The organism is Alcaligenes sp. LTN-3 (genome assembly GCF_059735605.1).
This window is the reverse complement of record NZ_JCAPDN010000004.1, coordinates 1-20,038: the sequence shown is the minus strand read 5'-3', so window position 1 is coordinate 20,038 and position 20,038 is coordinate 1. Positions and strand designations below refer to the sequence as shown.

The following is a 20,038-nucleotide window of genomic DNA, read 5'->3' as shown; positions in this document are numbered from 1 at the left end:
CCCAGGCAAGACTGCAGCAAAGCGCTCCCATTGAATCCTTGAGATTCTGAAAGCCCGAGATATACACGTCGCGCTCTTTGCTCACAGCAGCAATGTCAGATCCATCAGCAGCGCCATCCAAACGCAAACGAAACAACGCCAAGCCCTGCGCGGACAACTTCAGTGCTCATGTCCTTGTCTTTGTGTACAAGACACGATGCCTGGATCAAACAGGCAAAAAAATCCCGGACTATGCCGGGATTCAATCCTTCAATACCGCTTGTTTAGTCACGCAGCTTTTTAACCAGGGCCGTGGTCGAGCGCTGAAACTCAAAAGGAATGGCGACCGCATCGCCTCCCCAGCTACGCACCAAAGCCGTTTCTGGCAAGGCTTCCATATCGTAGTCACCGCCCTTGACGATCAGGTCCGGGCGCAGTGCCGCGATCAAGGCTTCGGGTGTGTCTTCGTCAAACAAAACCACCGCATCCACACAAGCCAGCGCAGCCAGCAAAGCGGCACGATCCTGTTCAGGGTTGATGGGGCGCTCCGGCCCCTTGTTCAAACGTCGCACCGAGGCGTCAGTATTCACACCGACAATCAGCGAAGCACCCAATTGGGCCGCTTCGTCCAGGTAGCTGACATGTCCACGGTGCAGGATATCAAACACACCGTTGGTAAAGACCAGCGGGCGCGCCAGGCGCCCCTGTTCCATAGCCTCACGCAAGGCATCCAGACCTAGCACCTTAGCCTCGAAACGTACGCTCATATCAAGCCTGAACCAGAGTCGAGTCCGAGCCGACCTGGCGTGCCAGATCCTTGCGGTAGCGGTTCAACTCCTGCACGGTTTCAAAGGAGCTACCCATCAACAGCGACATATTGTGCAAGATGCGCGAGCTAACCTTGTGCTCCCATTCCTTGTCGAAGCGAATCTGCGTATCCAGCCAGGTTTCCAGCCAACCGGGCGATGGCAGCTTGGACTGCACCGTATCGTCCGGGAACATCGCTTTGTTCACATGCAAGTTGGTGGGGTGCAACGCTTGAGCGGTACGATGCGCCGAGGCCATCAGAACACCGATCTTGGAGAAAGCCAGACGGGCTTGCAGGCCAAATTCCTGACCCTTATGCACCAGAGCACGCTTCATGTAGCGCAGGTAAGCACCGGCGTGACGGGCCTCGTCCTGAGCCACAATCTTGTAGATGGCCTTGATCACAGGCTCAGTGTGCCAGTCGGCGGCACGACGGTACCAGTGATTCAGGCGCACTTCGCCGCAAAAGTGCAGCATCAGCGTTTCCATGGCTGGGGCCGGATCAAAGTCAAAGCGCACTTTATGCAGCTCTTCTTCGGTGGGCATCAGCTCGGGGCGGAAACGGCGCAGGTATTCGATCAAAACCAGCGAGTGCTTTTGCTCCTCGAAGAACCACACGGACATAAAGGCGCAAAAATCGCTGTCATCTTTATTGTCACGCAGGAACATTTCGGTAGCAGGCAAGGCAGCCCACTCGGTAATGGCGTTCATTTTGATGGTGTAGGCCTGCTCGTCTGTGAGCTTGCTGCCATCAAAGTCATCCCACGGTATGTCATGCGCGAAATTCCAGCGCACCGCTTCCATGGATTTAAATAAGTCATGGTAAAGCATAACGATTCCTAAAAAGAATCAAGCGGTTCCTTGAGGGCGGCCATTTACCGTCCGGAAGGCGCCGGAAAGCGCCAGCTTAACAATCAGCTGGCGGACCTGCGTCTATCGTAGAACCTGCAGTTATCAGAAATATGTCAGCCACAAAAAAACTGACGCGTTGCGGAGAGATCACACTTATCGCCCCACCAAAGCCCAGATGGCCACACCGACCGCAAGCGCCAATACCGCACACAAGGCCGTCAGCAATCGGTTGGTCTGCTGCTGCGACTGGCGCAACAGCTTAAGTTCCTGGTTCAACGCCTGCCCTGTCTCCGGTCTATTCAAGCTGGAATAAACCAGACGCGGAAGCTGCGGCATGATCTGGGCCCACTGCCCGGCTTCCTGTTTCAAACGCGAGTAAAAGCCCGATGGACCAATACGCTGGTACATCCACTTTTCCAGATACGGTTTGGCGGTATCCCACAGATCCAGTTCCGGATCCAGGTCCCGCCCCATCCCTTCCACATTCAGAAGGGTTTTCTGCAGCAGCACCAGCTGCGGCTGAATTTCTACATTGAACCGGCGCGACGTCTGGAACAAGCGTAAAAGCACTTGCCCCAAGGAGATCTCGGACAAGGGCCGGTCAAAATACGGCTCACATACCGCGCGCACCGAACCTTCCAGCTCCTCTTCGCGAGTTTCAGGTGGCACCCAGCCGGACTCAATATGCAATTGAGCGACCCGACGATAATCGCGCCGGAAGAAAGCCAAAAAGTTTTGCGCCAGATAGTTCTTGTCGAACTCGGACAGCGAACCCACGATGCCAAAGTCCAGGGCAATGTAACGGCCCAACGATTCCGGTGCGTCCGAGACGTAAATATTACCTGGGTGCATGTCGGCATGGAAAAAACCGTCGGTAAACACCTGGGTGAAGAAAATCTCCACCCCTTTACGAGCCAGGTCTTTCAAGTCCACATTGGCGGCGCGCAAGCGGTCAATCTGGTTGACCGGGATGCCCTTCATACGGTCCATGGTGAACACAGTCGAGGCGCAATAATCCCAATGCACTTCGGGCACGATCAGCAACTCAGTCCGCTCTACATCTTTGGTGAAATTGCGGCGCAACTGACTGCAATTGGAGGCTTCACGGATCAGATCCAGCTCGTCATTCAAGTACTTGTCGAACTCGGCCACCACCTCACGCGGTTTCAGGCGACGGGCATCAGGGCCCAGGCGTTCCATAAACCCGGCCAGCACACGCATCAAGCGCAGATCTTTGTGGATGACCTCGCGCATACCAGGACGCAATACCTTGACGGCCACTTCGCGGCCATCGTGCAGCTCGGCAAAGTGAACCTGAGCAATCGACGCCGAGGCGATGGGCTCACGATCAAACTTCTTGAACAGCTCATAAGGCGACGCACCCAAGGCCTTCAGAATCGTGGCCTCGGCCACCTCGGAGGGAAAGGGAGGCACACGATCTTGCAACAAAGCCAGTTGCTCGGCGATATCCAGCGGAATCAGATCCCGGCGGGTAGAGAGCACCTGACCGAACTTGACGAAGATAGGCCCCAAGCTTTCCAGGGCCAAACGCAAGCGCACACCGCGCGGCAGCTTGGGTTTGCGACCCAGGCGCACAACGCGCAACAACCGGTAAGCCCAGGGATGGCGGATACTCGACAGCACCAGCTCGTCCAGGCGATAACGGAATACAACCAGCAAAATGGTCAGCAAACGGCACAAGGAGAACATGCTCAGGACTCCCGCCGACGCGTATCAAGACGATTCAAACGCTGGTCCAATTTGTCCAGGCGCTGAGTCAAAACGGCTGATTGCTCGCGCAGCCGGTCAAGCTCGGGACGCGTCACCAGCAAGCCACTTTCTTCAGTCAGGTATTCGCTGGCATTGCCGGCCAGACGCTGGCCCAGATCCCGCAAGCCGGTAAACGCCCGGCGCGCACCGCTAAACAGACGCACTGCCATGACATCACCAACAATTTGGGCCAGATCGTGCTCGGCATCCCAACGCAGATTAGCGGCCAGGTCCGACACCAGATTGGCCAGACCGGCTTCACCTTGCACATGCATTAACTGCGTCACTCGGCTGAAATCGCCGTCTTGCAGGATTTGAGGCAATTCGGGCAGCTTGTTCTGAGGAAGAGTCAGCGTGACATCGGGCACCACGGCAGGATGGCCCTGCTCCAGCTTTCCCTGAGAACTGATGGTGTAGACCAGTTGCAAACGGCCCACAATCAGCGAGACGGTTTTACCTGCATAGCTGCGCAAACGCTCACGCGCCCAATCCTCGCGATCAAGCAAGGCGTTCAGCAAACGCACGCCCACGGCGCCAGGTTCTAGGAATGAAGGGATACCAAGCATGTCCATGCAAGTCTACTGCCGCAGCGAGTAAACCAGTCCAATTAAAACAGCCAGTTTAACCCGACACAGACACGGCCGGATGTACAGGACGACAGGAACACGGGCAAAGGGAATCACAGAGAAGCGAGAGCGCTCATAACAGAACAGCCGCCTGGATTAGAAGGCGGCTGTTTGTATAGACAAAGATCAAGCGTTGGGGTCAACCGGGATCTGCTGAATACCAGCCAGCAGCCAGCCTGCGCCATCGGCCTTGAACAGATTCCAGACTTCCTCAAAGCGGAAGGCTTCGGCACCCGCCTCTTCGCGCAACATACCGGAGTAGCGCACGCTGGCCAGATGGCCGTCGGCCACTTTCTCGATGCCCAGCAGCTCGGCATTGAGCAGGACCACTTGGGTCACGTTCTCGCCCTGGCGCTGAGCAATCTGAGGAGAGGCTTCTTTGAGCAAATCGTCGGTCAGGAAGGCACGCAGTTGTTCCACATCGCCTTTGTCCCACAGTTTCTGGATTTCCACGAACTGCGTCTTGGCATTGGCCAGGAAGGTCGGTGTGTCGAAATCACCGGGAATGAACCAGCTTTCGTCTACTGGAGGTGCGGGAACAGCGGCGGCAGCAGCGGGCTGAGCAGCAGGAGCGGCAGCAGGCGCAGGTGCTGGCGCAGCCTGTGGTTGTTGCCAGGGGCTCGGTGCCGGATCGGCATTACGCATCATGGACTGGCCACCGGCCTGTTGCATGGCAGGGCGAGCAGCCGAGCCACGGAAACGACGCACAATGAACAGAACAGCGAAGATAACCAGACCAATCAGCAAGAGGCTGGACATCATTTCCAGGAAAGCGCCGCCCAGACCCATGCTGGACAGCAAAGCAGCAATACCCAGACCTGCAGCGATACCGGCGATCGGGCCCAGGAAGCGGGACATGCCCGACTTGGCAGCGGTACCCGCTGCGGCCGTACCGGCAGCAGCAGCGCCAGCGGCAGGAGCAGCCGAACGAGTGGCATTATTCGCTGCAGCAGGAGGCGTCGCTGCCGAGCGATTGCTGGTGATATTGGAGGATTGGCGGCCAAAGCTGGATCCACCACCCATGCGACGTGCTTCCGCATCATAAGAAACGGTCAGCAAAGCGCCGGTGCTAAAGGCCAGTACAGCAGCCATGAAGTAACGAGAAAGCCGTCCAGACATAGTCACAAACTCCTGACCAGAACACGCGTTTAAGACACAGAGCTTTAAAGCCCGCGGCCAAGCCATCCCAGTCGAATATTCAAGAAAACTTACGATAAGCTGAACATTAACATGACAAGTTCTCATGCACCATGTTTTTTTTACCGTAAATGACAAGCCAAAAAACGAACGGCACCCAAAGGTGCCGCTATATATATAGAGAGAGGGTAGGCCCGGCCTCAATCCAGGCGGATGCCTTCATGCAGCGCAGCGACACCGGCTGTCAGATTGAAATATTGCACACGCTCCAACCCCACTTCGCGCATCATGTCAGCCAGAGTGTCCTGATCGGGATGCATGCGAATGGATTCAGCCAGATAGCGATAGCTTTCCTCGTCCTTGGCGACGAATTTGCCAATGCGAGGCAGGATATTGAAGGAATACCAGTCATACGGGGCCTGCAAGGGCTTGGCCACACGGGAAAACTCCAGCACCAGCAATTTGCCGCCTGGACGCAACACCCGCTTCATTTCAGCCAGTGCGCGATCTTTATGCGTCATATTACGTAAACCAAAGGCCACCGAGACGCGATCAAAATAACCGTCAGGAAAAGGCAGGTGCTCGGCATCACAGACCGCAACAGGTGTGATGATGCCCTTGTCCTGCAAACGGTCACGCCCCACGCGCAGCATGGAGCTATTGATATCGGTATGCCAAACCTCGCCGTCGGCACCTGCCTGGCGCGCAAAGGTCTTGGTCAAATCGCCCGTTCCCGCCGCGATATCCAGCACTTTCATGCCGGGGCGTACAGCCGCTCGACCGATAGTGAAGGCTTTCCAGATACGGTGCAGGCCGCCCGACATCAGATCGTTCATAATGTCGTAATTGTTAGCCACCGAATGAAAGACTTGGGCAACTTTGCCCGCTTTTTCACTTTCAGCGACGGTTTGAAAGCCAAAGTGCGTATCGGCGTGCTGGGCGGTAGGGTGTTGAGGACGCTGTTTTTCCATAATGGCATAATCGTAACGCAGATTTCCCGGTACAGAAACGAAAATCCAGCTCGCTGAGCGCTGCCCTTTTTTACACATTCACAAACCTGAAACATTAACGCCATATGATGGCGTTATTACGTGCAGTCAGGGATTGAAGCGCCCCCTGTGTTTCTCTTGAGTCGCCTGACTACCAGTCGCTCAAGTGCAATACAAACAGCCTGCCTGACCATCTTTTATTTTTATCGGACCAGCCTGAAGCTAACAATGAGTACAAGCATATTAGTCGTGGAAGATGAGCCTGCAATCCAGGAGCTGATCTCTGTCAATCTGTCCTTTGCCGGCCATAAAGTGCTGCGCGCCTTCGATGCCGAACAAGCCCAGATCCTCATTCGCGCCGAGCTGCCTGATTTGATTCTGGTGGACTGGATGCTACCCGGCTCCTCAGGCATTAACCTGGCCCGCAAACTGCGCTCGGACGAACGTACCCGTCATATCCCAGTCATCATGCTGACGGCAAAAGGCTCGGAGCAGGACAAGGTCGATGGTCTGGAAGCCGGCGCGGACGATTACATCACCAAGCCCTTCTCGCCCAAAGAACTGATTGCCCGCATCAAGGCTGTGTTGCGCCGCCGCGCACCTCAGCTAACCGATGACGTAATCTCCATTGGCGACCTGCAGTTGGACCCCAGCACGCACCGCTTGTCCAGCCAGGGTATGGCACTGACCATTGGGCCTACCGAGTTTCGCCTGCTGCATTTCTTCATGACGCACACCGAACGTGTCTTCACCCGCTCCCAACTGCTGGATCAGGTCTGGGGCGACCACGTGTTTGTGGAAGAGCGCACAGTAGACGTCCATATCCGTCGCTTGCGCAAGGCGCTGGAGCCTAGCGGACACGACAAACATATTGAAACGATCCGTGGCTCGGGCTATCGTTTTGCCCTTTCTCCTCTGGAAAAGGCCCCAAGCGCCTGATCCCATGTTCAGCATATTTACGTCTATTGTTATCTGGGCCCTGTTGGGCAGCCTGATCGGCTGGTGGCTCGGGCCATTCATCGGTCTGGCCTTGTTTTGCGGCGGCCTGTTAATGCTGATTTTCATCAGCACCTTGCAGTTGTCCCGCGTTGAGCGCTGGACCCGTAACCTGAGTGATCCCCCTCCTCCCGCCATTGGCCCCTGGGACGCCATTCTGGCCCCCATCTATCGCCAGTTGCGCCGTGACCGGCAAGAAATTCAGGAGCTGAATCGCTACGTGGATGGCATCATGATGGCCGCCGAGGCCCTGCCCGACGGTGCCATCACCCTGAACGGGGAAATGGAGCTGCAGTGGTGCAATCAGACCGCCTGTGAGCACATCGGCCTGAATCTGGCCACGGACCGTCATCACAGCATCTTCAATATCTTGCGCGAACCCGAGTTTTCCCGTTACGCCCGCCAACCCCAATGGGACGGCCCATTGTTGCTGCACCTGAGCAAAGACGGACGCGAACGCTCCTTGCTACTGCAATTGACACCCTATGGCCTGGGCCAGTTCCTGATCGTGACCCGCGATGTCACCCAGGTTGAAATGCTGGAGACCACCCGCAAAGACTTTGTGGCCAATGTCTCCCATGAGCTGCGTACCCCCTTGACGGTCCTGCTGGGGTTTCTGGAAACCTTGCAGGACATGCCGGCCGAGAGCCTGCCGTTGGAGCAGCGTCAGCGTTACGAGCAAATGATGCTGGAGCAGACCCGTCACATGCAGTCGATTGTGTCCGACTTGTTAACCTTGTCGACACTGGAATCCTCGCCCACGGTGGAAGGGGAAACCGTGCAGGTCAGCCAATTGATTGAAAGCGCGCTGAAACAAGGCGAGGCCATCTCCGGCGGACAACACAGCTTTGTCACGGACATTGATCCGCGTATTGCCATTCAGGGCATGGAAACCGAATTAAGCTCGGCCGTCTCCAACCTGATTACCAATGCAGTGCGTTATACCCCCAAGGACGGCACCATCACTGTGCGCTGGTATTTGAATGACAGCGGCGAGGCCTGTTATTCCGTCCAGGACACGGGTATCGGCATTGCTGCCCAGGACATTCCCCGCCTGACCGAGCGCTTTTACCGCGTGGACAAGGGCCGTTCGCGCTCCACAGGCGGCACGGGCCTGGGCCTGGCCATTACCAAACACATCATCGTGCGACATAATGCCGAACTGCAAATTCAAAGCCGTCTGGGAGTAGGCAGCGTGTTTATGTTGCGTTTCCCCAAGAGTCGGGTTCGACTGCAGGACTGCTAGAACATGTGGGGCCATATTGGTCCTACAATAAACGGCTCTGAAGACCACGTTGGCGGATTTATGCCGCACAGGAGCCAAGCATGTCCAATACCCATGAGCTGCGCCCTTTCCACCTTGCTTTTCCGGTCCATGATCTGGCCGTTGCACGCCAGTTCTATGGCCAGACATTAGGCTGTCCCGAAGGCCGATCCTCTGATCAGTGGATCGACTTCAATTTCTACGGCCACCAGATTGTGGCTCATCTGGCTCCTTCAGAATGCGGCAGCAATGCCACCAGTGCGGTAGACGCTCACAACGTGCCCGTGCGTCACTTTGGTGTCGTGCTGGATATGCCCACCTGGCAAACCCTGGCTGACAAGCTGGTTGCCGCTGGCACCCAATTTGTGATCGAACCCTATATCCGTTTCAAGGGCGAGCCTGGCGAGCAAGCCACCATGTTTTTCATGGACCCATCGGGCAACGCCCTGGAATTCAAAGCCTTCAACAGCCTGGACTCCCTTTTCGCCAAATAAAGATGCACAAAACCTGGCTACTTACCGAACAAGGCGACCGCTGTTTGCTCGTGCAGTTCAGCGGTGAGCTTTCTTTGGAGACCGGTTTGCGCTGCACCCGCGCCGCACGCTTGCTGCGCGACCACGCGCCCGCCTGTGTCCGTGATCTGGTCCCCAGCTTTACTGCGGTTGCCATCCACTTTTATCCGGATGGCAGCAGCGACCAGCTCGCCCGTTTGCACAACTATGTTCACCAAGCACTGGCCGAGCTGGATGCCAGCCAGGATCAGGCTGCCCCCGGTGCCCTGGTGGATATTCCCGTCTGTTACGGCGGCCCCTTCGGCCCCGACCTGCCCGCCATTGCCGAGCAGTTGAGACTGAGCCAGGAACAAGTCATTGAACTGCACAGCAGTCAAGTACAACTGGTATTTATGGTGGGCTTTGCGCCCGGTGCCCCCTATGTGGGCATCTTGCCCGAACAACTGAATGTGCCGCGCCGTGCCACCCCCCGCACCGTACTGCCCAAAGGCTCGGTAGCCATTGCCAACCAGCAAACCATTATTTACCCCAACGAATCTCCTGGCGGCTGGCATTTGATTGGCCGCTCGCCAGTTAGCCTGTTCGACGCCCGGCGCTCCCCCGCTGCCCTGCTCGCCCCCGGTGACCAAGTGCGCTTTGTGCCCCTGCCTCACGAACAGTTTGATCACTGGACACCTGCATGACGGTACATATCCTCAAGCCAGGCATGATGAGCAGCCTGCAAGACCGAGGTCGGTATGGGCACCAACACCTGGGGGTTTCACCCAGCGGTGCCATGGATGAACGCGCACACCGGCTCGCCCATTTGCTGGTAGGCAATACCGTTGCACAAGACCTGGCCAGCCTGGAAATTACCGTACAGGGCCCAAGCCTGCGGTTTGACGCACCCGCCCTGTTTGTCCTGACCGGCGCGGAGATGAATGCCAGCCTGGACGGTCAGCCCGTGGCAGTGCTGCGCCCTACTCTGGCGCGCGCCGGACAGACACTGACCATGCAGTCCGTCAAACCCGGCCAAGGTGCCCGCAGCTACCTGTCTGTCTACGGCGGTTTTCAAGTCGAATCCTTGCTGGGTAGCCAAAGCACCCATATGCGCGTTGGTCTGGGTGGTTTTGAAGGTCGCGCCTTGAAAAAGGGCGATCAGATTCAACTGGCTCGGCCCCTGCCCAATCAGGAAGCGACACTGAACAAGCTGCAAGCCGTACTGGATGAGCTACGAATTTACATGCCTGCTGCACTGGCCTTGGCCCCGCGAGAACGCCTGCGTGTCATGTTGGATCAAGCCGATTTGTTCACTGACGAATCACTGGAACTGTTTCAAAGCCAAAGCTACCGTATCAGCCCCGCCTCGGAACGCATGGGCTATCGCCTGGAAGGTCAGCCATTGCAGCGGAAAACGGCTAAAGAGCTGCTCTCCGCCCCCACCTGCTTTGGAACGATTCAAGTCCCCAACGATGGCCAGCCTATTGTGCTGATGGCCGACCGGCAAACCACCGGGGGCTATCCACGAATCGGACAGGTCGCCAGCGTGGATCTAGCTCAAATTGCACAGCGCCTGCCTGGGCAGAATCTGGGCTTTGAAGTGGTGAGCCCAGAGCAGGCTCATGCGCTGTCCGCTCGTCAGGAACAAGCCTTTACACGGCTAAATGACAGCCTGGAACCGTTGCGGCAAGCCTTAGAGCAGTGTGTAGCACAGGTTTGACACAACAAGCGTAGACAGCGTGTCTAGGGCTGAACTACGCCTGCTTCCAAGCGGCCCTCAGGCCACAAACCAACAGCGCAACCTGGCACAAGCACCTCAATTAAGCGTGGCGATGGGCTGCCAGCTAATCCCCCCCTTGTTATCAGGCAATACGCCGCTGCACCTGCAATCATCACGCTCAGATTTCAAATAAAAAACACCTCGCCTTAACAAGCGAGGTGTTTTTGTTCTGACAACTCTGCACGACGCCATAGTGGTGGGGCGCCGTCCACTGACTTACAAAAACAACTTGTAAGCCGGGTTGTCCGTCTCGTCCCAGTGCGGATAGCCCAAATTGCCCAGGAAAGCCTTGAACTCTTTCTTGTCCGAAGGCGGCACCTGGATACCGATCAGGATACGGCCATAGTCATCGCCCTGATTACGGTAGTGAAACAAGCTGATATTCCAGTCCTGATTCATGCTGGACAGGAATTTACGCAAGGCGCCAGGGCGCTCTGGAAACTCGAAACGCAGCAGGACTTCGTTCGTAGCCTGGCTGGACACTCCACCCACCATGTGACGCACATGGGTTTTGGCCAGCTCGTTGCCCGTCAGATTCAAGGTACCAAAGCCTTTCTTGACGAAACGATCCTCCAGCTTTTCAATTTCCGCTTCCGAAGAAATCGACATCCCCACAAAGACGTGCGCCTTTTCCATGTTGGACATGCGGTAATTGAATTCAGTCACCGAACGCGTCCCCAGGGCATCACAAAGGCGACGAAAACTACCTTTGGCCTCGGGAATCGTCAAGGCAAACAAGGCTTCACGAGCCTGACCCACATCCGCACGGTCTGCCACCATACGCATACGATCAAAGTTCATGTTCGCGCCGGACGTTACCGCGATCAGTGTCTTGTTCTTGAGCTTGTTTTGAGCTGCGTAGCGCTTGGCGCCGGCCAAAGCCAGAGCGCCGGCTGGTTCCAGCACGCTACGCGAGTCCTGGAACACATCTTTGATAGCCGCGCAAATCGCGTCGGTATCCACAATGACAAAGTCATCTACATACTGGCGCACCAGACGGAAGGTTTCCGACCCCACTTGCTTGACAGCAGTGCCATCGGAAAACAAACCCACGTCCGACAAATTCACACGTCGACCCGCTTTGATACTGCGCACCATGGCACAGGAATCTTCGGTCTGCACGCCAATTACTTTGATTTCGGGGCGCAGGGCCTTGATGTACGTTGCCACGCCGGCTGCCAGACCACCACCGCCAATCGCGACAAAGACCGCTTCAATCGGGCCGGGGTGCTGTTGCAGGATTTCCATGGCCACCGTGCCCTGCCCGGCGATCACATCAGGATCATCAAAGGGATGCACAAAGGTCAGGCCTTCGCTCTTTTGCAGTTCCAAAGCGTGCTGGTAGGAGTCCGAGTAGCTCTCGCCCGCCAGGACCACTTCGCCGCCCAGATTGCGCACACCGTCAATCTTGACTTGCGGCGTGGTGGTTGGCATCACAATAACGGCGCGGCAGCCCAGCTTGCGCGCTGACATGGCCACGCCTTGTGCGTGGTTGCCAGCCGAAGCGGCCAGTACACCCCGTTTTAATTCTGCGGCCGACAGATTGGCCATCTTGTTATAGGCACCGCGCAGCTTGAAGCTAAAAACAGGCTGATAGTCTTCACGCTTGAGCAGTACCGTGTTACTAATTCGTGCCGATACCTGGGGAGCGGGTTCAAGTGGTGTTTCGATGGCAACATCGTACACTTTCGAGGTCAGAATTCGCTTTAGGTAATCGTTCGACATTTCTCAGGCTTCAATTAACAGCCGGTTTGCCACCAAGGCCAGTCGCAGGCCCCTGCCTGAGACTGCTCACCGGGAAAGAAAAACAGAATACCATAGGCAGATGCCCTAACTGGCGTCCATTACTCTCTTCAAACACCCATCCACTTTACTTATGCAAGCCTGGATCTCTGATCTTATTTCGTGGCTCTTGACCACCCTGTCTCTGCCCGAAATCGGTTTAAGTGCCATTTTCATCGTCAGTCTGGTCTCGGCTACTCTCCTTCCCCTAGGCTCGGAGCCTGCGGTGTTCGCCTATATCAACCTGGCCCCGAATATGTTTTGGTCTGCGGTACTGGTGGCCACGGTAGGCAATACGGCTGGCGGGGCGATCAGCTATGCCACTGGCCTGGCTGCCGAAAAAGCGTACGAAGCCTGGCGCGAAAAGCACCCGCAAAACACCGAGGACGGAAACACGCCCAAGAACAAGGCCGCTGGTCGCTGGCATGAACTGGGGCAACGCTGGCTGACCCGCATGGGCCCGCCCGCTCTGCTCCTGTCCTGGCTACCAGTGGTAGGTGACCCCCTGTGTGCCGTCGCCGGTTGGCTACGCCTGCCGTTTTGGCCCAGCCTGTTTTACATGGCGGTGGGAAAACTGGCGCGCTACATCACCATGACTGCGGGTCTGCTGTGGATTTTCCCCAAATTGGGTTGGTAATTTGCTGCAAACTGGCTGCAAAGCACCTCTTATCCCTGACTTGCCCATGTAGTAAGGGGGCAGCCTGGCTACGATTCGTATACACTTGTCTTTTGCCTATCTGCTCCTCGCTGAGCCGCCCTTGACGGGCCTTGCCAACTATCGCCATGAACGCCCCCATTGCAAGCAAGCACCTGGCTGCCCAGGCACGCAACACCGACACGCCGCGCCTGCGTGAAATCCCCTACAACTACACCTCTTACTCGGACCGGGAAATTATCCTGCGACTGCTGGGTGAGGAAGCCTGGGAGAAGCTGTCTGAGCTACGCTCTGAACGCCGCACCGGCCGCTCCGCACGCATGCTGTTTGAAGTGCTGGGTGACATCTGGGTTGTCAAACGCAACCCTTATTTGCAGGACGATCTGCTGGATAATCCCAAGCGCCAACGTCAACTGATCGAAGCCTTGAATCATCGCTTGAACGAAATCGACCAGCGCCGAGACAGCGCCGTGCCCGATCGCGATGCCAAGGTTTTGCGGCTGTTGCACGCTGCCCGTGGCGCCGTGGCCGCATTCGAACAGGAATTTACCGATACTCGCGAGCTACGCCAGAAAATCGTGCGCTCCCTGTCGCGCCTGACCGCCAAGGACAACATCAAGTTCGATGGTCTATCGCGCGTCTCGCACGTCACTGACGCGACCGACTGGCGCGTGGAATATCCCTTTGTCGTGCTCACCCCAGACCACGAAAACGAGATGGCCGCGCTGGTCCGTGCCTGTATTGAATTGAAGCTGACCATCATCCCACGTGGGGGTGGTACGGGTTATACGGGCGGTGCTATTCCACTTAGCTGGCGCTCGGTGGTGATCAATACCGAAAAGCTCGATGCCATTGGCAAGCCCGAACAAACCACGCTACCTGGCATGAACGAACCCGTCACCACCATCCTGACCGGTGCTGGCGTAGTAACACGCCGTGTGGCGGATGCCGCCGAAGCGGCTGGTGCCGTTTTCGCAGTGGACCCGACCTCGGCCGACGCCTCCTGTGTCGGTGGCAACATCGCCATGAACGCGGGCGGAAAAAAAGCCGTTCTATGGGGTACCGCGCTGGACAACCTCGCCTGGTGGCGCATGGTCGATGCCCAGGGCAACTGGCTGGAAGTGACCCGTCTTGAACACAATATGGGCAAGATCCACGACGTGGAAATGGCTCATTTTGAAGTCAAATGGTTTGATGGCCGTTACGCCCCTGGTGCCCAGTTGCTGCGCAGCGAAACCCTGCATATTGAAGGCCGGCGCTTTCGCAAGGAAGGTCTGGGGAAAGACGTTACCGACAAATTCCTGGCTGGCCTGCCCGGTATTCAGAAAGAAGGCTGTGATGGTCTGATCACGCAGGCCCGCTGGGTACTGCACCGCATGCCTGCGCATACACGCACCGTCTGTATGGAGTTTTTCGGCCAGGCCAAACAGGCCGTACCCTCCATTGTGGAAGTCATTGACTACCTGAACGGTGAAGGCAAGCGTATCGGCGCGATTCTGGCCGGTCTGGAACACCTGGACGAACGCTATCTGCGTGCCGTGGGCTATGCCACCAAGAGCAAACGTGATGGCCTGCCCAAAATGGTCTTGATTGGCGACATCGTGGGCGACGATCCCGATGCCGTGGCGACCGCTGCCTCCGAGGTAGTGCGCCTGGCCAATGGCCGTTCCGGTGAAGGCTTTGTAGCCGTCAGCGCCGAAGCCCGCAAGAAATTCTGGGCTGACCGTTCCCGTACCGCCGCCATTGCCCGCCACACTAACGCCTTCAAGATCAACGAAGACGTGGTGATCCCCCTGCGCCGCATGGGTGAGTACACCGAAGAGATCGAACGCATCAATATTGAGCTGTCCACGGACAACAAGCTGCGCTTGACCCGTGAACTGGAAGATTTCCTGCAAGGCGATCTGCCCGTAGGCAAGATCGAAGACCACAACGACGCCGAGCACACACGCGAAGAGATCCTGAACGAGCGTCGTCACGATGCCCTGCAAATCGTACGCACTGTACGCCAGCGCTGGCAGTGGCTGCAGGACAATCTGGACAAGCCGCTGAAGGACTCGCAAGCTGAGCTGGCCGAGATTGGCGTACCGCTGGAAAGCACCGCTATCGACGCGCGTTTGCAAGAAGACCCGAACACCTCGATTTTCCAACTATTGCAGGATCACACGATCCGCACGTCCTGGAAGAGCGAGATTCGTGAAAACCTGGAACACATTTTCCCTGGTGCCGACTGCGCTGCCGTACTGACCGAACTGCAGGCTATTCACGACCGTGTGCTGAAAAGCCGTGTGTTTGTGGCTCTGCACATGCACGCCGGTGACGGTAACGTACACACCAATATCCCCGTGAACTCGGACGACTACGGCATGCTGCAGCAGGCCAATGTCACCGTGGCTCGCATCATGCAAATTGCGCGTGGTCTGGACGGTGTGATCTCCGGTGAGCACGGTATTGGTTTGACCAAATACGAGTTCCTGACGCAAGAAGAGCTGGATCCCTTCCAGAACTACAAGCGCGAAGTGGACCCGAACAACCACTTCAACGCCGGCAAGCTGATGCCCGGAGCGGATTTGAGCCGCGCCTGGACGCCCAGCTTCAACCTGCTGGGCCACGAATCGCTGATCATGCAGCGCAGCGAAATCGGCTCCATTTCCCACGCCATCAAGGACTGCTTGCGTTGCGGCAAGTGCAAACCAGTCTGTGCCACCCACGTGCCACGGGCCAACCTGCTGTACTCGCCCCGCAACAAGATTCTGGCCACCTCTTTGCTGATCGAAGCCTTCCTGTACGAAGAGCAAACGCGTCGCGGGATCAGCCTGAAGCATTGGGAAGAGTTTGAAGACGTGGGCGACCACTGCACCCTGTGCCACAAGTGCTACAACCCCTGTCCGGTGGATATCGACTTTGGCGATGTATCCATGGAAATGCGTTCCTTGTTAAAACGCATGGGCAAGAAGTCCTTTAATCCGGGCTCGGCAGCGGCCATGTTCTTTTTGAACGCCAAAGATCCACGCGTCATCAAAGCGACTCGAACCGCCATGATTGAAGTGGGCTACAAAGCCCAGCGTGCTGCACACAATCTGCTGGCAGCTCCCGCCCGCAAACAGGTCAGCACCCCGCCTGCCACCATAGGCAAGGCCCCTATTCGTGAACAGGTCATCCACTTCATCAACCGCAAGATGCCTGGTGGCCTGCCCAAGCAGACGGCTCGTAAATTGCTGGATATCGAGAACTCGGATTACGTGCCTATCATCCGTAATCCTGAAGCCACCTCGGTGGACTCAGAGGCCGTGTTCTACTTCCCCGGCTGTGGTTCGGAGCGTTTGTTCTCACAAGTAGGCCTGGCAACCCAGGCCATGCTCTGGCATGTAGGCGTGCAAACGGTTCTGCCTCCTGGCTACCTGTGCTGTGGCTACCCGCAGCGCGGCAGCGGTCAAAGCGACAAGGCCGAGAAGATCATCACCGACAACCGTGTGCTGTTCCACCGCATGGCCACCACCCTGAACTACCTGGACATCAAAACCGTGGTGGTCAGCTGTGGTACCTGTTACGACCAGTTGGCGGGCTACGAATTCGACAAGATCTTCCCCGGTTGCCGCCTGATCGACATCCACGAATACCTGCTGGAAAAAGGCTTGAAACTGGAAGATGTGCAAGGCGTGCGCTACATGTACCACGACCCTTGCCACAGCCCCATGAAGCTGCAAGACCCCATGAAAACAGTCAAATCCTTGGTGGGCGACAGTACCATCAAGGCAGACCGTTGCTGTGGTGAGTCGGGCACGCTGGCTGTGTCGCGTCCGGATATCTCCACACAAATCCGTTTCCGCAAGCACGAAGAACTGCAGAAGAACCAGGATGCTGTTCGCGCCGATGGCTTCCAGGGCGAAGTCAAAGTGCTGACCTCCTGTCCGTCCTGCCTGCAAGGTTTGTCCCGTTACGAGGACGAAACCAAGATGGATGCGGACTACATCGTGGTGGAAATGGCCAAGCACATGCTGGGCGAGAACTGGATGGCGGACTACGTACGCCGTGCCAACGATGGTGGTATTGAGCGCGTTCTGGTGTAAACCATACGCCTCCCCCCCCTGAACAGGCCGGCTTTATGTCGGCCTGTTTCGTCAGTGGTATGGGGGTATTTTTTTCGCTGGGCCGCTCTCGAGATAAAAGCACCCTCTTGGAGAGCAGCAAGCCGAAGGCGCAACATCAGGGATTTTTTCCTGGCTGGGCCATTCCAACAGTAAATTCGCCCTTCAACGAGCAACACGACGACGGTACTGCGAAGAGCCTTGTCTGCCGGACCGCCCAATGTAAAACCTTCGGGCGCATCAAGCCCACAGCGCAGTGTGGGAGCTTTTTCAGAATAGGTGTTTTTATGTCTGTTGATGATCCATTGCTAATCAGCCTGCAGGCCCTGCTCCAAAGCGAACGCACTGCGTCTTTGGGCACACTCAGCAATCAGGGATTGCCGGTAGTCTCCCGCGTCCCCTTTGCGATCTGCCCCGAACAAGCCAGCATCATCATCCACATCAGCGAAATGGCGGCTCACACCCGTTATTTGCTACAACGCCCCGATGCCAGCCTGATGATCAGCCAAAGCGAACACGGTCAGGATGCCGTCCATGACCTACCCCGCGTCACCTTTCAGATGCTGGCTCGCAAACTGGAGCGCGAGCAGCCCGACTGGGAACAAGCCAAGCAGGCCTATACCGCCCGCTTTCCCGATATGGAGTTTCTGAGCAGTTTCACGGACTTCCATTTCTTCGCGCTGGACCTGGTCAGGGTGCGCCATATTGCCGGGTTTGCAGCGGCACGGACCTTGAAACCTGAACTGGTACGCGCCTTGCTGGCCGAGCCTGTGGCCTGAGATTCCACGGACTGAAATCACAGCAAGCCTTGAAAGCGTTAGTGCCCGGCTACAGCCATAGCCCCTCAAAAAAGCACCTTAAAACAGCAACAAACTCTGGGGCCTTCGCCTCTTGCAAGGCCCACACCTCGCCCAACATGTTGTGGGCTCTACAACAAAGTCATCACCAACTGGTTTTCAGATACAGAAATCAGATCATCAATTAAACGCCTTGTTCACAGGAAGAATCGCCACTCTCCCTGCAGGCTCTGCCGATTCAGTCGCACGTTTTCGCATGCTTCAAACGCTAAACATGACAAAACGTAAATTTGACCGCTATAAGATTCAACAGCTACGACGTTAAATAGCACGCATGGACCCGACAACACGACCTCATAACGAGTTGCCGCCACGCATAGAAAAACACCCTGGAGAGGAAGAGATGTCGAATAAGAGACGCAGCACCCATGTGCTGGTGCAAATGGCCTTATTGAGCCTGGTTTTGCCTGGCATCGCCCACGCGGAACCAGATAGCTCGCTGGAACAATGGCGGACTAAAGAATACAAACGGCAGCCTGGCCTGGACATGATCAACGCCGCCCAAGCCTATTCGCTGGGTTTTACTGGCAAGGGCGTGACGGTCGGCTATCTGGACTCCGGCATTGCAGGCAATCATCCCGAATTTGCCGGTGCCATTGCGGGTGGCTTTGATTTCAACACCAATACCCCCTACGCCAATGGCCAAGGCATCGACTCTGACCCTCCATCAGGTCACGGTAGCCACGTTGCGGGCATTATGGGCGCACGTCGTGATGGCGTTGGCATGCATGGTGTCGCGTTCAACAGTCAGCTTTTTGCCGTCGCTTACGACGGCACGGATGAGGACGACGACATACTTGGCAATGATCCTTATGAACCAGACCCACGTGAAGCGGCCGCCGCCTTTGATCGCGTTGCCTCACAAGGTTGGAACTATTTGGCCCAGTTCAAGCTGCCCATCATCAACAGCAGCCTGGGAGTCAATGGTTGCAACAATGCCAGCTCCCCACCACCCTGTAATGTCGTGGACTACGGCTCACCCGAAGGCGTGCTGGATTGGCAGCCACTGGCTATCGAGGCTTTTCACAACAGCGTAGATGCAGGCTCCCTGATGGTATTTGCCACCGGCAATGAATCGCAGGACCACCCCGACCTGCTGGCTGGCTCCCCCTACTGGTTTCCTGAACTAAAAGATAATTGGCTGGCGGTAACGGCTCTGGGCGAGGATGGCTCTTTAGCCTCCTATGCGAACAAATGCGGCGTGGCAGCCGAGTGGTGTCTGGCCGCCCCCGGTGGTGACGACGACCCAGGGATTAATTCAGTCAATTCCTCGGGTGGCTATATCGCTTTTAGCGGCACCTCTATGGCCTCCCCGCATGTCGCGGGTGGAGCGGCTTTGGTGAAGGAGGCTTTCCCCTATTTCACCGCTTACCATTTGCAGCAAACCCTGCTGACTACCGCAACCCCTCTGGGCGACCCCAGCATTTACGGCTGGGGTCTGATGAATGTGGGCAAGGCCGTACAAGGGCCAGCGCAATTTACCCGCCTGTTCGATGTAGACACGCTGGGCTACCACTCCACCTTCGCCAATGACATCAGCGGTATCGGAGGCTTGCACAAGCGCGGTTCCGGCTCTTTGGAGCTGACGGGCAATAACAGCTATACCGGTGACACCACCGTCAGCGGAGGTCGTCTGGCCGTCAATGGCACGCTGGCCTCTGCCGTAACCGTCGAGCGTGAGGGAACGCTGGGTGGTTCCGGTACGGTCGCACAAGTCGATAACTACGGCACCCTGGCTCCAGGCAACTCAGTTGGCACCCTGACCGTCAGCGGCGACTATACCGCCCATGCCGGTTCGGTGCATGAACTGGAAGTCGGCCCCGCAGGTGCGACCGATCGTCTGGTGGTTGGCGGTGCAGCCCATATAGACGGCACCCTGAAACTGGCTGGTGGCCCCTTCCGCCAGAACGTGGCCTATTCCTTCATGGACGCAGCCAATGGGGTGACAGGTCAGTACAGCCACAT

Annotated in this window: 16 protein-coding genes; 9 read left to right on the top strand and 7 right to left on the bottom strand. The window is 56.9% G+C overall.

Going from position 1 to position 20,038, the window contains the following annotated elements:
• Positions 1–263 precede the first annotated feature (263 nt).
• The 6 genes from rfaE2 to ubiE all read right to left on the bottom strand — a co-directional run bounded on the left by rfaE2 (position 264) and on the right by ubiE (position 6,142).
• Complete coding sequence (rfaE2, locus tag AC6I6N_RS16570; protein ID WP_094197831.1) at positions 264–746, bottom strand: D-glycero-beta-D-manno-heptose 1-phosphate adenylyltransferase; 483 nt, start codon at positions 744–746, stop codon at positions 264–266.
• 1 nt (position 747) lies between these two features.
• Positions 748–1,617 carry a ferritin gene (locus AC6I6N_RS16565; protein ID WP_094197832.1) on the bottom strand — a complete coding sequence of 290 codons (870 nt, stop codon included), beginning with the start codon at positions 1,615–1,617 and terminating at the stop codon, positions 748–750.
• Positions 1,618–1,791: 174 nt separating this feature from the next.
• The gene (ubiB, locus tag AC6I6N_RS16560) at positions 1,792–3,348 is read right to left on the bottom strand and encodes a ubiquinone biosynthesis regulatory protein kinase UbiB (protein ID WP_094197833.1); all 1,557 of its coding nucleotides are present in this window, start codon (positions 3,346–3,348) and stop codon (positions 1,792–1,794) included.
• A gap of 2 nt (positions 3,349–3,350) precedes the next feature.
• Positions 3,351–3,980 (bottom strand): ubiquinone biosynthesis accessory factor UbiJ, encoded by a 630-nt coding sequence (locus AC6I6N_RS16555; protein ID WP_094197834.1) that lies wholly within the window; start codon positions 3,978–3,980, stop codon positions 3,351–3,353.
• A 180-nt stretch (positions 3,981–4,160) separates the two neighbouring features.
• Positions 4,161–5,153, bottom strand: a complete 993-nt coding sequence (locus AC6I6N_RS16550; RefSeq protein ID WP_094197835.1) for a Tim44 domain-containing protein — start codon at positions 5,151–5,153, stop codon at positions 4,161–4,163.
• A 218-nt stretch (positions 5,154–5,371) separates the two neighbouring features.
• Positions 5,372–6,142 carry a bifunctional demethylmenaquinone methyltransferase/2-methoxy-6-polyprenyl-1,4-benzoquinol methylase UbiE gene (gene ubiE / locus AC6I6N_RS16545; protein WP_108728794.1) on the bottom strand — a complete coding sequence of 257 codons (771 nt, stop codon included), beginning with the start codon at positions 6,140–6,142 and terminating at the stop codon, positions 5,372–5,374.
• Positions 6,143–6,388: 246 nt separating this feature from the next.
• Between ubiE and phoB the strand changes: the two genes are divergently transcribed.
• The 5 genes from phoB (at position 6,389) to AC6I6N_RS16520 (ending at position 10,631) form a co-directional block, all read left to right on the top strand.
• Complete coding sequence (gene phoB / locus AC6I6N_RS16540) at positions 6,389–7,099, top strand: phosphate regulon transcriptional regulator PhoB (RefSeq protein WP_094197836.1); 711 nt, start codon at positions 6,389–6,391, stop codon at positions 7,097–7,099.
• A 4-nt stretch (positions 7,100–7,103) separates the two neighbouring features.
• On the top strand, positions 7,104–8,402 hold the full coding sequence (phoR, locus tag AC6I6N_RS16535) for a phosphate regulon sensor histidine kinase PhoR (protein WP_125277788.1): 1,299 nt from the start codon (positions 7,104–7,106) through the stop codon (positions 8,400–8,402).
• An 80-nt stretch (positions 8,403–8,482) separates the two neighbouring features.
• The gene (locus AC6I6N_RS16530) at positions 8,483–8,914 is read left to right on the top strand and encodes a VOC family protein (protein ID WP_094197838.1); all 432 of its coding nucleotides are present in this window, start codon (positions 8,483–8,485) and stop codon (positions 8,912–8,914) included.
• Between the two features lie 2 nt (positions 8,915–8,916).
• Positions 8,917–9,615: a 5-oxoprolinase subunit PxpB gene (gene pxpB, locus AC6I6N_RS16525; RefSeq protein ID WP_108728499.1), complete on the top strand. Its 699-nt coding sequence runs from the start codon at positions 8,917–8,919 to the stop codon at positions 9,613–9,615.
• Positions 9,612–10,631 (top strand): 5-oxoprolinase subunit C family protein, encoded by a 1,020-nt coding sequence (locus AC6I6N_RS16520; protein WP_406611552.1) that lies wholly within the window; start codon positions 9,612–9,614, stop codon positions 10,629–10,631. The genes pxpB and AC6I6N_RS16520 overlap by 4 nt, the downstream gene beginning before the upstream one ends.
• Before the next feature lie 276 nt (positions 10,632–10,907).
• Here the strand turns inward: AC6I6N_RS16520 and ilvA are convergent, their stop codons facing one another.
• Complete coding sequence (gene ilvA / locus AC6I6N_RS16515) at positions 10,908–12,416, bottom strand: threonine ammonia-lyase, biosynthetic (protein ID WP_125277786.1); 1,509 nt, start codon at positions 12,414–12,416, stop codon at positions 10,908–10,910.
• 151 nt (positions 12,417–12,567) lie between these two features.
• On the opposite strand from ilvA, the gene AC6I6N_RS16510 reads away from it, so the two are divergent.
• The 4 genes from AC6I6N_RS16510 to AC6I6N_RS16495 all read left to right on the top strand — a co-directional run.
• Positions 12,568–13,110, top strand: coding sequence for a YqaA family protein (locus AC6I6N_RS16510; RefSeq protein WP_406611553.1), 543 nt, complete (start codon positions 12,568–12,570; stop codon positions 13,108–13,110).
• A gap of 146 nt (positions 13,111–13,256) precedes the next feature.
• Positions 13,257–17,198 carry a DUF3683 domain-containing protein gene (locus AC6I6N_RS16505; protein ID WP_406611554.1) on the top strand — a complete coding sequence of 1,314 codons (3,942 nt, stop codon included), beginning with the start codon at positions 13,257–13,259 and terminating at the stop codon, positions 17,196–17,198.
• Between the two features lie 305 nt (positions 17,199–17,503).
• The gene (locus tag AC6I6N_RS16500; protein WP_230019310.1) at positions 17,504–17,995 is read left to right on the top strand and encodes a HugZ family pyridoxamine 5'-phosphate oxidase; all 492 of its coding nucleotides are present in this window, start codon (positions 17,504–17,506) and stop codon (positions 17,993–17,995) included.
• A 421-nt stretch (positions 17,996–18,416) separates the two neighbouring features.
• Positions 18,417–20,038, top strand: a 1,622-nt coding sequence (locus AC6I6N_RS16495) for a S8 family serine peptidase (RefSeq protein ID WP_497943668.1), incomplete at its 3' end; no start/stop codon positions are given.